Raw genomic sequence first — 14,150 nt, 5'->3', positions numbered from 1 at the left:
CGGGTGCAGGTCATGACGTGGCGGTGCTCCAGTCCTTCGCGTCGACGACGGTGACCTCGGCCGCGACGCCGAGCGCGTCGCCGATCTCGCCGCGGATCACCCGCTGCAGAGCGCCGCCGGCCGGCGATTCCGCCTCCTCCACGGCGCAGGTCACGTGGAAGGCTCCGTCCTGGACGGCGCAAGCGAAGTGCGGCGTGAGCCCGGCGTGGCGGAAGACGATCCGCTCCACGTCCACCGCCGAGACGGGAGCGTCCGGTCCGGGCAGCGCCGCGGCCACGCTGCCGAGCGGGACCAGGACCCGGCTCGCGGCGCCGCAGTCACATCCGCGCTCCGCCGGCAGCAGTTCGACGAGTTCGCCGGTCGGTGAGCCGTCCAGGAACAGCTCGCCGCGCGGGTGGCCGCGGACCTCGGCCCGCAGCCGCTGTACGCACAGGTGCAGTGCGCCGTGCTCGCAGGGGACGGCCGCCGTCGGCGTCGACGGCGTCCCGTAGAGGGTGGAGGTCGTCGCCGCCCAGGCGGCGCCGATGCGATCGAGGCGCTCGGTGGAGCAGGCCTCCCCCACGCAGATGACCGTCCGGATCGTCGTGTCTTGCGGCCGCTGCCCCCGCGCGAGGGCGAGGCTCGCCAGCTCCGCGGCGAAGCTCGGCGCGCACACCAGGGCCGTCACCTGGTACTGCTCGATCAGTCCGAGCAGCCGCGGCATCGGGCAGATGGTCCTGCTGGTCCCGACGCTGATCACCGACGCGCCGACCATCTCGATCACGCGGTCCATCTCGGCGCCGACGAAGGACAGTTCGTACGGTACGGCCGAGACCACGACGTCGTCCTCGCTCAGCAGCCGGCCCAGCGCCAGGGCGAGGTCGATCTGGTTGAGGATCCACTCGTCGCGGCTCATCACGATGGCTTGTGTGGCGCCCGTGGCGTCGATTCGTTCGCCGTAGCGTGCGCGGAGCGCATCGCGGCCGGCCGCCGCGTCGCCCGTGTCTCCGGTGTCGCCGGTGTCGCGGGTGTCGCGGGTGAGCAGGTGCAGGAACTGCTCGTAGTGGGTGGCGATGGGCGTGGTCGTCGTCACCTGGCCTCCGTTTCCCGGGCGAAGCGGCGCCACCCGTGCTCGTCGAGAGTGCTGTCGTCCCGTGCGGTGCGCAGCAGTGGCCGGCGCTCGGTGCCCGCGTCGATGTCAGCGTTGACGACCGTGGCCAGGACGAACTGGTGGTCGCCGATCTGGTAGCTCGAATTCACGGTGCAGTCGATCGTGCCGACGGCGCCGGACAGGCGGGGGCAGCCGTTGGCGGACGGCGTCCACGACAGGGTGTCGAAGCGGCCGTCCGGCCTGCCCTGCGAGAACGCTTCGGACAGGTCCTTCTGGTCCTCGCCGAGGATGTTGACGCAGAACCGGCCGGTGTCCGCGATGGCGATCCAGCTGGTGCTGCGCGAGCGCACCAGGAAGCCGATCAGGGCGAGTTCGTCGGAAACGACGGTGAGCGAGCCGATCACCAGTCCGTACGGGGTCGGCCCGTTCTGCCCGGACTGCCTGGCCGTGCCGGCGACCACCGTGACGGCGCGCGGCAGAAGGTCGCCGATGACGCCGAGGTCCGGTGGCGCACTCGGCTGCGCGCCCTCGGCGGGTGCGGGCGCGGGTGTGATCGCGCCGGGTCCGTCGTGCAGCCGGCGTACGAACTGGCCGGTCACGCTCGCCGGGTTGGCGGCGAGGTCCTCGGGGGTTCCGCTGTGTATCAGCCGGCCGCCGTCGCGGCCCGCGCCGGGTCCGAGGTCGATCACCCAGTCGGCGAGAGCGATCACCTTCACGTTGTGCTCGATGACCACGATGGTGTTGCCGGTGGAGATCAGCCGCTCGAACAGGGCCAGCAGGTGACGGATGTCGGCGGCGTGCAGGCCGCGCGTCGGCTCGTCGAAGATGAACAGGGTCCGGCTGCGGCGCTGTTTGAGCAGTTCGCCGGCCAGGTTGAGGCGCTGCGCCTCGCCGCCGGAGAGGGTGGTGGTCGAGCAGCCGAGCTGCAGGTAGCCCAGGCCGAACTCGTTGAGCACGCCGAGCGCCTGGGCGACCTTGGGATAGCTCGTGGCGTCGAACCAGTCCAGTGCGTCCTCAGCGGTCATGGACAGCACGTCGTAGATGTTCTTGCCATCCAGCCGCACCTCCAGGACGTGTTCCTGGAAGCGGCGGCCGTCGCACTCGGGGCAGACGATGAACTCGCTCTTGAACAGGGTCATCTCGATCTCGGCCAGTCCGAGTCCCTTGCAGGACTCGCACCTCCCGCCGGCCACGTTCGGGCTGAACTCTGCGCGTCCCAGGCCGCGTTCGGCCGCATCGGCGCCGGCGGCGAAGGCGTCGCGAACGTGGTCGCTGATGCCGATGTAGGTGGCGAGGGTGCTCCGGCTGGAGCGGCCGATCGGGCGCTGCTCGACGTGGATGACGTCGTCCAGGCCGTCGGCTCCGTCGACGCAGTCGCTGTCGGCCGCCGCGCCTGTCGACCGCTGGGCGATGGCCCGGGAGACAGCGTCGTGGATGCCGGCCACCAGGGAGCTCTTGCCCGCGCCGGACACGCCGGAGATGCACGTCAGCCCGCCGAGCGGGAGGTTTGCGGTGACGTCCACGACGTTGTTGCGGGTGATGCCGCATACCCGGAGCCACTGTGCGCCGGGGAGGTCGGTCCTCGCCCGTGCCGGCCCGGTCGACAGCATCGCGGTCGCGGTCGGGGAGCCGGCGCAGTTCAGCAGGTCGTTGAACCGGCCCTCGAAGACGATCTCGCCGCCGCGGGAACCGGCCCCGGGCCCCAGTTCGACGATCCAGTCGGCGGCCCGGATCACCGATTCGTCGTGCTCGATGACGATGACGGTGTTGCCGAGATCGCGCAGCCGCCGCAGGGAGGTGAGGATCTTCCCGGTGTCGGCCTCGTGCAGGCCGGCGGTCGGTTCGTCCAGGACGTACATGACCCCGGTCAGGTCGCTGGCCAGGTGCTGCGCCAGCAGCAGCCGCTGCAGTTCGCCGCCGGAGAGGGTGGTGACCGGCCGTCGCAGCTGAAGGTGACCCAGGCCGACGTCGTCGATGTTCGCGCTCTGCTTGACGATGGCGGAGGCGAGTTCGCGCACCTGCGGCGGCAGGTCGCCGGAGGTGAGCGCGTCGCGCAACCGGGTGATCGAGTGCGCGAGTTCGTCGCTCTGGAAGTCGTGGAAGGTGTGCCCGGCCACCGTCGCCCTGAGCGATTCGGGACGCAGCCGCCCTCCGTCGCACGCGGAGCAGATCTCCCGTCCGAGGTAGCTGGCGAAGGCGTTCTTGCGGGCGGCCGTCGAGGCGTTCTTGTAGGCGCGTTCCAGGAAGCCCAGGATGCCCTCGAAGCGGAAGTCGTTGGTGACCTTGCGGATCTTGAGGGTGTAGACGGTGTCCGAGCCGTGCAGCACCCGCTCGGTCTGCTCCGGGTTCAGCTTCTCGAAGGGCAGGTCGAGGTCCAGGCCGGTGTCCGCGGCCATCGCCTCGAAGGCCTTGCGCATGTTGGGCACTGCGAACGTTCCGGGGTCGGCGCCGTCCCAGATCTCGGTGAGCGTCTTGGAGCGGTCCGGGATGATCTTGTCCAGGGAGAAGCCTACGAGTTCGCCGATGCCGTCGCACGCAAGGCACTTGCCTTCCTTGCGGTTGGGGCTGAAGTGCTTCGCGGTGTGCGGTTCGGCGAAGCAGCCGCAGTCGTCGCAGAACAGGTCCGCGCCGGTCGGGCCGAGACAGGCCGGGCAGACCGGCCGCGAGCCGGCCCCGAACAGCAGCCGGTACAGCCCGTCCAGGCCGGTGAGGGTGCCCACCGTCGAGCGGGGGTTGGAGGAGCCGCCGTCGCGCTGGCGCAGGGCCACCGGCGGCTGCGCCCCCGCGATCCGGTCGAACTGGTAGTCGCCGTCGCCCATGTCGAGGGACTTACTGGACAGCGCACCCAGGTACAGCGTCTTCGAGTGTTCGAAGAGGGTGTCGATGACCAAAGACGACTTGCCCGATCCCGAGACGCCCGCGGCGACGACCAGTTGTCCCTTGGGGAAGGAGACGTCGACCGAGCGCAGGTTGTGGGTCGTGACGCCTTCGAGTCGAATACGGTCGACGCTCATGTGTGGTCGCTCCGCCCTTCCACCAGTTTTCGGGCCTGGGTCTCGCAGTGCTCCAGGTCGGGATAGCGGGCGTAGAGCATCGAGCGGACCCGGGCGGGGTCACCGCGGTTCCACGTTTCGTAGAGCTCCTGGCGCATCCCGAAGCGGTCGACGACGAGATCGGCGGCGAGCCGGAAGAGCCGGGCCTTCTCCTCCACCCCCATCTCACGGCCGCACAGGTAGGTGTCCAGCACCGTGCGCAGTTCGGGCGTCCTCAGGTCGGCTTCCGATGGCTGCATGATCAGGCCCGAGGCGCCGATCTGCCGGATGATCGCGGAGGCGCGGGTGGAGAAGCCGCCGGCGACGGCGTCGAGCGCGGCCGTCGAGCCGGGGGCGAGCAGACCCGAGGGGGTGGGCCGGCACTCGGCGTCGACGGCGGCCAGTCCGAGCCGCACGATCTCGACGTAGGAGGTGAGTTCGCCGAGCAGGTCCGTGACCTGACGGAACTTCTCGACGCCGATCGCCTGGGCCAGCAGCGAGGCGACGCCGAGCATGGTGCGCAGCCGGTGGTAGTAGCGGAGTTGGCCGGTGTAGAGCGACCACTTGTTCAGCTCGCCGAAGCCGCGGACGGCCGTGTGGGAGTCCTCCAGCAGGAAGACGCGGTTCATCGGGATGAACACGTCGTCGAACACCAGCATGGCGTCCTGCTCGTCGTAGTGCGCGGACAGGCCGTCGGAGCCGTCGGTGTAGGACCTGCGGCACAGCACGCGCAGGCCCGGCGTGGCCAGCGGGGCGGCGAACCAGCAGACGTAACTGGGGTCCTCGCGCAGGTAGTTGGCGGGCGAGAGGTAGATGAGCACCTCGTGGGCGTACGGCGCCAGGGTGGCGATCTGCTTGGCACCGCGCACGACGATGCCGTCGGCGTCGCGCCGCACCACCCTCAGCCCCAGTTCCGGCCGGTCGGCGGGGGTCGCGGAACGGTCGATCTGCGGGTCGCCCAGGCCGTGGGTCAGCGTGAGGTCGTTCTCGCGGCAATAGCGGTAGTAGTTCTCCGCGTTGCGCCCGAACTCCGGGTCCACCTTGGCGAGTTCGTGCCGGAAGTCGTACAGGCCGACCACGACGTTCGACATGAAGTCGGGCACCCGGGAGAGCTGGCCGTAGGAGGCCTCCACCCACCGGTGGGAGTTGGCCCACTTGCGGCTCAGCTCGTCGCGGTCGGTCGGTGCCAGGTACGACAGGCTGACCAGGTTGCCGGAGGTGTCCGACCGGTAGAGCATCGTCTCCGCCCGGCCAGGCTCATGCTGGGCGTCGTAGAGGCCGGCCAGCGTGGACAGCATGGGCCGGAAGGCCGGGTCCCCGGTCACGTCGATGCGGCGTCCGTCGCACCAGACTTCCCGTTCGTCCTTGAGGCTGGCCACGTACTCCGGGCCTCGCCAGGCTCCGCCGGAGGAGCCGGGCAGCAGGGCTGTGTCGTCAGTGGGCGTGACGCTGTGGGAGGCGTCAGGTTCTCGGATGGTCACCGTCCGCGCTCCTACGGGTTCCGCTCGGCCGCACCGGACCGGAACGGCTGATAGCTCTGCTCCTGCACCTGGGGGAAGTACTCGCGGGTCGCCTCACCCACGACTCGCATCAACTCGGAGTCCAGCGAGCTGGGATCGGTGATGAGCTTGGCCAGGGGGGAGTCCGGCACGGCGTTCGCCAGGCTCGTGCGGCGCGCCCTGTGGATGGCGGCCAGGGAGTGCTGGGCGTTGGCCGCGTCCCGCATCTTGTAGACCGCCTGGGGCCCGTCCGGGATACCGATCATGGATTTGGTGCCGCCGCTGCCCAGGCAGTTGCGGGGCATGTGCAGATGCTCGTGCCGCCACTGCTGGTGGGCGGAGTGCAGCTGGAACGCCTGGTCGACGACGGTGTAGCGCAGCCACGCCTCCGGGTCGTCGTGGCGGCGTGCGTCGATGTCCTGGACGGTCTCCTCCAGAGAGGACCCGCCGAGCGAGGACAGCCAGGCCTCCAGGCCGTTCCACATGTGCTTGAACAGGTCCCGGAACATGTGCTGTTTGATCGACAGCGAGTGCGTGCCGCTCGCGGGTCCCAGATTGGTCCGGAACCCGTGGTACTCGCCGGTCGCCAGGTGCTCGGCCATCACCCTTTGCGCCTCGACCACCGGATCGAGCAGCCACCGGCAGGCCGTCAGGTGCTGCGCGGCCCGGCTCAGCTCCAAGGCCCGGATCGCCCGGATGGCGACCTCGAGGTGGTCGTTGGCCTCGGCGCAGAGAATCTCCGGGATCTGGTGCAGGGCGACGAACTCGCCGTGCAGGGTGTCCGTGTTGAGCTCGGTGGCGGCGACCGCCCGCGCCAGGGTCTCGGCGGAGATCAGCTCGTCGGTGCTGCGGCACACCCCGACGGGTACGGCGGTCAGGTCGCTCTCCCACTTGGTCGCGTCGTGGCACCCGAGCCGGATGCCGTGCAGCAGGCGGTAGAGCGAGTCGTCGATGCTCCTGGTGGCGATGGTGATGCGGGTGAGCTCGGGCGCGCCGGCCAGCAGCGATCCCTTGGCCGCGTCCTCCAGCCCACGCAGCGCGTCCACGTAGGCGGCGTAGCCGGCGGACTCGGAGATGCTCAGGGCCGTGGTGGCGGAGACGTTGGTGCCGAAGACGCTGCGGGCGGCGAACATGACCGTGCCGAGCCTGCGCAGCAACCGGTGGAAGCCGACCGCCCATTGGACGTAGCGGGAGGCGGCCGGGATGTCGCCGGCGAGTATGCGCGCCTGGGTCCTGCTCGCCAGCCGGGCCAGGTTGAGCAGGCCCACCTCCGACGCCTGGAAGACCGCGCACACCGTCGAGTCGTACGTGCCCTCCGGCACCGCTCGCGCGGCCCGCGCCTCGCCGAGCAGGTCGATGCGGTGCAGCTGGTCGTAGCTCTCGGCCACCGGCCCCAGTTCGGTCACCTGCCGCCGGCCGGCGCACGTGTCGGCCGTTACCGGGTCGTCCGGGCTTGACATTGCGCCATCACTCCTCACTAGGCCCCGCTGCGTACCAGATCGATTCGGTGGGGCAGGATTCGAATGCGTCGAGGACCCGCTCCAGCTCGTCGGGCGTCTCGGGCTGTTTGCACACGTAGTGGACGTCGTTGTCGAGGTCTGCGTCGAAGTTCTCGGGCGCCAGGTCGTTGCAGAGCTTGCAGTCGATGCACGTGTCGTCGATCTCGAAGCGCCCTTCGAGCGGAAGGCGGCTGGGAAGCGGCAGTTCGACCCTCACCGCGCGCCCCCTCCCCCGTAGGCGCTGAAGTTGCGCATCACCGGTTTGGCCGAGGTGCGCAGCGCCGTCTCGAAGCGGTCGGTGTCCAGCCGGCCGAACCGTGTGGCCGCGCCGAGACGGTCCCGGACATCGGCCGCGATCGAGGTCCGGGTCGCCTCGTCGTCGCTCGACGGCGGCAGGGCGATCTCCAGGGCGTCGCCGTCGGTGTCGAAGGCGAAGTAGTACGGCGCGGTGGTCATGGCGCCCAGGACGATGTCCTCGATCTCCAGCTGGGAGGTCCAGCGGTCCCCGACCGGGATCCGGTCACCGATCCGGCCGCGGTGCTGCAGCCGGCGCAGCGGGGAGCCGCAGCCGCACGGCGCCGCCTCGATCCGGCAGACGTCACCGGTGCGGTAGCGCAGCAGCGGCATGGCGCGGCTCGCCAGCGTCGTCACGGCCAGCTCGCCGACGGAGCCGTCCGGCAGCCGCTCGCCGGACGCCGGATCCACCACCTCGAAGAAGGAGCGGGTCTCAACCAGGTGCAGCTGGCGCTGCGGGCAGAACATGGCCAGGGTGTTGGTCTCGGTCATGCCGAACATCGAGTACGCGACGGCGTCCCACTGGTCGGCCAGGCGCCGCTTCTTGGCGGGCGACGCGCCCTCCCCCGCCATGAGGATCTTCGAGACGGCGAGGTCGCGACGCGGGTCGATGCCGCGGCGGCGGGCGATCTCACCGAGGTACAGGGCGCGCGTTCCGGAGCACACCAGGGTGGTCGCGCCCGAGCGCTGCAGGGCGTCGACCATCCGATCCGGGGTGCAGGACGGTGAGGCCGCGCCGAGCGGCACGATGGTGCAGCCGAGGATCTCGATGGCGCGGTCGAGGTCCTGGCCCACGCCGGCGAGCTCGTAGGGGACGGCGATGGCCGCGACGTCCCGTTCGTCCAGCACGGCGGCGAGCAGGCGGGCGACGGTGAGGTTGTTCTCCAGCCAGTCCGCCATCGTGAAGAACGCCGCGATGGGCCGTCCGTTGCCGGTGCCGGAACTCTCGTCGAACCGGATGACCTCACGGCGCGGCACGGCGAGCATGCCCAGTGGGTAGGCGGCGGAGAGGTGTTCGCGGGTGGTGAAGGGGAGGGCCTCGAAGGCGTGCGGACGGCCCTGCGCGACCGCTCGGGCGGCATCGGCCGGTACGAAGTCGGCGTAGAACGGTGAGTTGCGGCACGCGTGCTCCACGGTCGCGGCGAGCGCCTGCGCCGCCCAGGCGTCGAGCGCCTGCCGGTCAAGGGACATCACCGCGGCGACCTTGTGCGCGATGTCGACGCGGGAGACGAGGGTGTGGTGCAGGGTGCTGCGCGGGTCGTGGCCGGTCGGCCGGGCGATCGTGGTCATCGGGACGCCTCCTGCAGCCGACTCATCGCCGAACGCTCGGCTTGCGCAAGAGAGTTGACGATGGACGCGGCCTCGTCGAGTGCCTGCCGGGCGCCGGTGTCGTCGGCGTCGCGCAGCAGGTTCGCCACCTCGGTCCAGCGTTTGGAGATGCGGCGGTATTCGACGGCAAGCTCGTCGTAGGCGTCGATGCCGGTCAGTTCGTGGGCCTCTTCGAGGAATTGCGCCCACAGCGTGCGGAAGAGACCGCCGCCGGTGCCGCCTTCCTCCATGCTGGTGCCGACGATGCTCATCGCCTCGTTGGGACGCTCCAGCCGGTCGTGCCAGGTCGGCATGAGCGAGGCGGTCTTCGCGATGCCCTTGAAGCCCATGTTGGTGATCGGCGGGTTCAGGAACTCCTGGGCGGTGGCCAGGACCGAGGACTGGCATGCCTTGGCGAGGATGGACTCGTCGTATCCGCGCGGGTCCACCCGGACCGACAGGCTGCGCGAGCACATCGGCCCCCTGGCGGACCGGGCCCGCGTCAGGCTGTCCCGCGAGGTCGACTGAACGCCGAGGGAGCGGGTCTCGACGAGGACGAACCGGTCGTCCTCGTAGCCGATGCAGGCGACGTAGTGCGCGGCGAAGTGGTGGTTCTCGTGCGCGTAGTCGAGGTGGTAGCGGTCGAGCTTGAGTCCCACCACGTCGCCCTCGTCGAGGGCTTTGAGCAGGGTGGCCTCGGCCTTCGCCGGGGACGACGTCTCCTGCGCGTGCAACTGAAGGGTGAGGGCGTCGACCACGTTGCGCATGAGGTGGTCCGGCTTGACCCGGCCGGCCAGGAACGGGTTGGGCATCTGCTTCGAGTGCCAGTACAGGAACGACAGGCCCTGCCCCAGCCCGAAGATCAGCGGCTCACTGATCTCGATGTCGTGGTTGCGGAGCATGTTGAGCAGCGCGGTGGATTCGCAGTGCTCACCGGAGTACGGCGAGATGTCAATGACCGCCATCGCCGTGCCCCGCCCCGCCGCGCGCCGCCTCGTACACGATCTCGAGGACGGTGCTGCTGTCGTTGTTGCGCAAATGCCCGTAGGTGTGGCCGAGTTCGTCGGCCTCGGTGAACGCGATGTTCTCCAGATGGTCGACGTCCCGGTCGAGGGACTCCAGGACGTAGCGGACGTCGGCGTCGGTGTGCACATCGATGGCGACGTGCGACATGAGCCGTCCGCGTTCGTCGGCGGAACGCTCCGCCCAGGGGCCGTAGCGGCGGCACGCGAACATCTCGATGGCGCGTCCGTCGGCGAGGACGATCGAGTTCCACCATCCCGGTGTGCCGTACTGCCGGGGTGAGATGTACGACGGCCCCATCTCGACGGTGGTGATCTGTCCGGCGGCCTGGAGGTCGCTGAGGTAGGCGTTCCAGGCGAACACCTCGTCGTCGTTGCCGTAGTCGCCCATGTAGATGCCGACGTGGTTGACCCCGGCGAATTTCTCGACGACGTCGTCCGGGGCGTGGCCGCACCAGGCGGACAGGTACTGCCCGCAGTCGAGGTCCCGCCATGTGTCCGACGTCTGAAGGATCTCCTCCCACGAGCGGTCGAAGCCGGGACGGTCGGGGAAGCGCCCGTCACGAGTGGCCGTGATGGCCGGCATCATTCCCGCGAGTGAGTTCATGGTGCTTCCTTCCTGCCGGTGACGACGATTCCCATCTGCACCTCGGTCACGACGGCCGTCGCCAGTGCGGTGCCTTCGAGGATTTCCTCGACTTCGCTCTTGACGTACGAGGAGCGGATCGAGGTCCGGAAACCGGGCCGCATGTCGGCCGCGATGTTCGCCTTCATGAACTGGAACGTCGTCCGGTCGACGTCCCGGCGCAGATCGGAGATGACATACCGTCCGCCTGGCTTGAGCACGCGGTGCATTTCCGACAGGGCGGTCACCGGGTCCGCCCATTCGTGCAGGGAGGAGGCGCTGATGGCGTGATCGAAGCGGTCGTCCTCGAACGGCAGCGCCAGCACGGTGCCGCATTCGTAGGCGCAGCGCTCGGTAACGCCGTATCCCTGCGCATTGGCGCTCGCCCGCCGGAGCATCGCCGGCGAGATGTCGAGGCCGACGAGCCGGGCGGAATGCTGGGCCTGCTTGAGCCAATCCAGGCCCAAGTACCCGGGCCCGCATCCGAGTTCCAGGACCTCCCCGGAGTCGATCCCTGCCTTCAGGATGTCGTCGACCTTCTCCTGGAGCCAGCCGTTGTCCCGGATGTGGCGCTGCATCTCGTCGTACTTCAGGGCCAGTTCGTCGCCCTGCAGGCCCTCGTCGGTTTCGGGCACGCGGGCGGCGACGGTGCCTCGCGCGCTAGCCACGGCCGGACTCCGCCCGCCGGATTCCCACTGCTACGCCTCTCATCGTCGCGCTCCCCATATGCACGTCGGAACGGTCGTTGTTCGTCAGGAGATTGACCGAGGATCTGAGCGAGTCGTCGATCGAGGATTCCCCCGGATACCACCAGCCGGCATCCGCCATCACGACGTTCGGTGCGACGGAATCGGAAATCCTGACCGTCATGCGCACCCCGCGCGCACCGGCCCGCGAAAAGAGGTCCACCTCTTCGCCGTCCGTCAGCCCCTCCCGCTGTGCGGTTCGGGGATGGATGGTCACCTGTGCCGCAGCCTGACTGCGCGAGGTGGTCGGCAGCTGGTGGAACTCGGTGTTGTAGAACTGGCGTGGATGGGCGCTGGTCATGACGTACGGCAGGTCCGGGTCCGTCTCCGGCGGCGTGCGGAAGGACGGGAACGGCTCGTAACCCATGGCGCGCAGCCCGTTGTTCATCAGATTCACCCGTCCGGACCGGGTGGCGAATCCGCGTTCGCGGTACTTGTGATAGCGCTTCTCGTTCCGGATGTAGCCGATCTTCGTGAACTGTTCCCAGGTGAGGTCGAGGCCGGCCAGCTTGGCGTCGAGCGCGGCCTCCAGGGAGGGGAAGAAGTGCCGGCTCAGGCCGAGCCGTTCGGCGAGTTCGAGGATGATCTCCTCGTCCGAGCGGCAGCCGTCGACGGTGGCGATCTTCTGCCGGGCCGCGATGTAGGAGTTGAACTCGACGATCTGGTCCCGTTCGAGCCAGCTCGAGGTCGGCAGGATCACGTCGGCGTGCCGGGCGGTCGGCGTCATGAACAGGTCGCACACGACGACCAGGTCCAGCTTGGCGATTGCCTCGCGGACCAGCGCGGTGTTCTCGTGCGAGGCCAGGATGTTGCTGCCGAAGATCACCATCGAGGTGATCGGGTACGGCGACCCGGTCACGACGGCCTCGTGCAGGTCTCCCGGCGCGACCCAGCCGGACATCGACAGGATCTTGTGCTTGTCGCCGCCGATCCGCTTCTTCGCCTGCTCCTCGGAGAGCAGGTCCGAGCGGGGGAAGGCGCGCCGGCCCTCGATCGGCATCGGGTCCCAGATCACGTCGCCGCCGGGGGCGTCGATGTTGCCGCAGATCGCGGCGAGGAGGGCGATCGCGCGGTGGGTGTCGAAGGAGTTCTCGTTCTGCGACAGGCCGGTTCCGGCCTCGATGCAGGCGCGGGATGCGAGGGCGTAGGAGCGGGTCGCCTCGTGGATGAGCTCGGGTGCGAGGCCGGTGATCCGCGCGACCCGGTCGAGGTCGTACGCCTTGACGTGCGCGGCGAGTTCGTCGAAGCCGGAGGTGTGCGCGGTGACGAAGTCGCGGTCGTACAAGCCCTCGTCGATGACAATCTTGATCATGCCGAGGGCCAGTGCGCAGTCGGTTCCGGGCTGGACGGCGAGGTGCAGGCTGGAGCGGGCCGCGGTCTGTGTGCGTCGCGGGTCGACGGTGATGACGCGGCTGCCCCGTTCCACGGCGCGCAGCAGTTTGACGCCGATCACACCGTCGGAGTGGGTGTTGGGCTTGTTGCTGCCCCAGAGCAGGACCACCTCGGGATCGCCGTCGTAGTCGCAGAAGGTGAATCCGCCGTACGTCATGATCGAGGCCATGACGCGGGGGTAGAAGCACACGTGCGCCGGGCCGACCACGTTCGGCGTGCCGATGGCGTTCGCGAGCCGGAACACCCACTCCTGGTAGTTGCGGTCGGTGCCCTGGGCAAGGACGACGGACTCGGGCCCGTGCCGGTCGATGGTCGCGGCGAGCTCGCCGCCGATCCGGTCGAGGGCGGCCTCCCAGCTGACCGGCTCGAACGTCCCCGAGCCGCGCGGACCGGTCCGTACGAGGGGCGTCGTCAACCTCTCCGGGCTGCGCAGCAGGTCGAGTGAGGCCTTGCCCTTGATACAGAAGTAGCCCTCGCTCGTCGGGTTGTCCGGGTCCCCGTGGATGTCGGTGGGGACGCCGTCGACTAGGTCGACGATGGCGCCGCATCCGCCGTGGCACATCCGGCAGACGGACTTCACCTGGGTGGTCGTCACGTCTGCTCACCCGCCCGCTTGGCGGCCGGCACGAGCAGCCTTTCGAAGAGGGACTGCTCGGCGTCGGCGATCGCGTGCAGCCGGGCCGCGACGGCTTCCAGCTGCCGTCGCCCGTCGTTCGCGCCGCGGTAGGCCATCAGCTTCTCGATCGCCTGGTCCCACTGCTGCTGCACGTCGCCGAAGTCCTCGACGAACGGGTCGAGTTCACTGTCGCCGTAGCGTCGGCGTGCTTCGAGCAGGAACTCGCGGTAGAGCTTGCGGAAGTTCGCTCCCCCGGTTCCCGCGAAGCGCCAGAAGCGGCCGACACCCTGCACCGTCTCGTCCGCGCAGGCAAGGGTGTCGCTCCATTCGGCGATCTCGGAGGCGGCCCGCCGCAGGGCGCCGATGCCGAACCGCGGTCCGCTCTCCCCGGCCATACGCTGGGCGGTCAGCAGGATGGCCGGCCAGATCTGCTCGCGCAGCACCGCATCGGTGTCGGAGGTCAGCCGCGCCGGCAGCTGCTCCACGTACATCTGCAGATTCGGCGACGGCATGAACCCCTCGTCGGAGGCGCGGGCGCGGCGCAGCGACTCCTCCGGGAGCGTCTGCACCCCGCCCTGCTGATCGGTGTCGACGACGTGAGCGAGGGAGTCGTCGAGCCCGTACAGCGCGATGTAGTGCGACGCGAAATGGCTGCGGGAGGAGAAGTAGTCGAGGTAGAAGATGTCGACGGACATTCCCACGACATGTCCCGCTTCGAGCAGCTTCGCCGCCGCGGCGCGCGCCGCTTCCGCGTCGGGCGCCCGCGATTCACGCAATTCCACACCCAGGGCCGCGCAGGCGTTGCGCGACAGCAGCGCAGGACCGATCCGTCCCGTGAGCATGGGCGTACTGCGCCCGGGATCCGGAGCATCCCAGTATTGGAAGTCGATCCCCTGGCCGAGGCCGAACAACATGGGTTCGGAGATGTCGGCACCGGCATGGCTGATCATGTTGCGAAGGGTGGTCGTCTCGCAATGCACGCCGAGCTGGGGCTGAAATGTCGCCAAGCGCATAGGGCTTCCCAATC

Annotated in this window: 11 protein-coding genes; all 11 read right to left on the bottom strand. The window is 69.4% G+C overall.

The window, feature by feature from the left end:
• Window positions 1-10: 10 nt before the first annotated feature.
• From ACFVWD_RS28410 to ACFVWD_RS28360, 11 genes are read right to left on the bottom strand one after another with little or no spacing between them, the layout of a single operon-like run.
• Complete coding sequence (locus tag ACFVWD_RS28410) at window positions 11-1,072, bottom strand: AMP-binding protein (RefSeq protein ID WP_389600098.1); 1,062 nt, start codon at window positions 1,070-1,072, stop codon at window positions 11-13.
• Window positions 1,069-4,104 carry a flavin reductase gene (locus tag ACFVWD_RS28405; protein WP_389600096.1) on the bottom strand — a complete coding sequence of 1,012 codons (3,036 nt, stop codon included), beginning with the start codon at window positions 4,102-4,104 and terminating at the stop codon, window positions 1,069-1,071. The genes ACFVWD_RS28410 and ACFVWD_RS28405 overlap by 4 nt, the downstream gene beginning before the upstream one ends.
• On the bottom strand, window positions 4,101-5,603 hold the full coding sequence (locus tag ACFVWD_RS28400; protein ID WP_389600094.1) for a 4-hydroxyphenylacetate 3-hydroxylase family protein: 1,503 nt from the start codon (window positions 5,601-5,603) through the stop codon (window positions 4,101-4,103). Before ACFVWD_RS28400 ends, ACFVWD_RS28405 begins: the two co-directional genes overlap by 4 nt.
• 11 nt (window positions 5,604-5,614) lie before the next feature.
• Window positions 5,615-7,081 (bottom strand): hypothetical protein, encoded by a 1,467-nt coding sequence (locus tag ACFVWD_RS28395; protein ID WP_389600092.1) that lies wholly within the window; start codon window positions 7,079-7,081, stop codon window positions 5,615-5,617.
• A 7-nt stretch (window positions 7,082-7,088) separates the two neighbouring features.
• The gene (locus ACFVWD_RS28390) at window positions 7,089-7,337 is read right to left on the bottom strand and encodes a ferredoxin (RefSeq protein ID WP_389600091.1); all 249 of its coding nucleotides are present in this window, start codon (window positions 7,335-7,337) and stop codon (window positions 7,089-7,091) included.
• A complete protein-coding gene (locus ACFVWD_RS28385; RefSeq protein ID WP_389600089.1) occupies window positions 7,334-8,704 on the bottom strand; it encodes a phenylacetate--CoA ligase family protein in 1,371 nt (456 codons plus the stop codon). The genes ACFVWD_RS28390 and ACFVWD_RS28385 overlap by 4 nt, the downstream gene beginning before the upstream one ends.
• Window positions 8,701-9,687 carry a BtrH N-terminal domain-containing protein gene (locus tag ACFVWD_RS28380; protein ID WP_389600087.1) on the bottom strand — a complete coding sequence of 329 codons (987 nt, stop codon included), beginning with the start codon at window positions 9,685-9,687 and terminating at the stop codon, window positions 8,701-8,703. The genes ACFVWD_RS28385 and ACFVWD_RS28380 overlap by 4 nt, the downstream gene beginning before the upstream one ends.
• Complete coding sequence (locus tag ACFVWD_RS28375; protein WP_389600085.1) at window positions 9,674-10,351, bottom strand: hypothetical protein; 678 nt, start codon at window positions 10,349-10,351, stop codon at window positions 9,674-9,676. Before ACFVWD_RS28375 ends, ACFVWD_RS28380 begins: the two co-directional genes overlap by 14 nt.
• Window positions 10,348-11,037, bottom strand: coding sequence for a class I SAM-dependent methyltransferase (locus tag ACFVWD_RS28370; protein WP_389600084.1), 690 nt, complete (start codon window positions 11,035-11,037; stop codon window positions 10,348-10,350). Before ACFVWD_RS28370 ends, ACFVWD_RS28375 begins: the two co-directional genes overlap by 4 nt.
• A complete protein-coding gene (locus ACFVWD_RS28365) occupies window positions 11,030-13,102 on the bottom strand; it encodes a molybdopterin-dependent oxidoreductase (RefSeq protein WP_382238553.1) in 2,073 nt (690 codons plus the stop codon). Before ACFVWD_RS28365 ends, ACFVWD_RS28370 begins: the two co-directional genes overlap by 8 nt.
• Complete coding sequence (locus ACFVWD_RS28360) at window positions 13,099-14,136, bottom strand: BtrH N-terminal domain-containing protein (RefSeq protein WP_389600082.1); 1,038 nt, start codon at window positions 14,134-14,136, stop codon at window positions 13,099-13,101. Before ACFVWD_RS28360 ends, ACFVWD_RS28365 begins: the two co-directional genes overlap by 4 nt.
• Between the last annotated feature and the right edge of the window lie 14 nt (window positions 14,137-14,150).

The organism is Streptomyces sp. NPDC058086, assembly GCF_042885015.1.
GTDB lineage: Bacteria > Actinomycetota > Actinomycetes > Streptomycetales > Streptomycetaceae > Streptomyces.
The sequence above is the reverse complement of the archived record's forward strand: the minus strand, read 5'-3'. Positions and strand labels throughout refer to the sequence as shown.

What these genes read in the sequence shown, in the direction of transcription:
- ACFVWD_RS28405 (WP_389600096.1), bottom strand. Translation starts at nt 4,104, where the DNA reads ATGAGCGTCGACCGTATTCGACTCGAAGGCGTCACGACCCACAACCTG.
- ACFVWD_RS28395 (WP_389600092.1), bottom strand. Translation starts at nt 7,081, where the DNA reads ATGTCAAGCCCGGACGACCCGGTAACGGCCGACACGTGCGCCGGCCGG.
- ACFVWD_RS28385 (WP_389600089.1), bottom strand. Translation starts at nt 8,704, where the DNA reads ATGACCACGATCGCCCGGCCGACCGGCCACGACCCGCGCAGCACCCTG.
- ACFVWD_RS28380 (WP_389600087.1), bottom strand. Translation starts at nt 9,687, where the DNA reads ATGGCGGTCATTGACATCTCGCCGTACTCCGGTGAGCACTGCGAATCC.
- ACFVWD_RS28375 (WP_389600085.1), bottom strand. Translation starts at nt 10,351, where the DNA reads ATGAACTCACTCGCGGGAATGATGCCGGCCATCACGGCCACTCGTGAC.
- ACFVWD_RS28360 (WP_389600082.1), bottom strand. Translation starts at nt 14,136, where the DNA reads ATGCGCTTGGCGACATTTCAGCCCCAGCTCGGCGTGCATTGCGAGACG.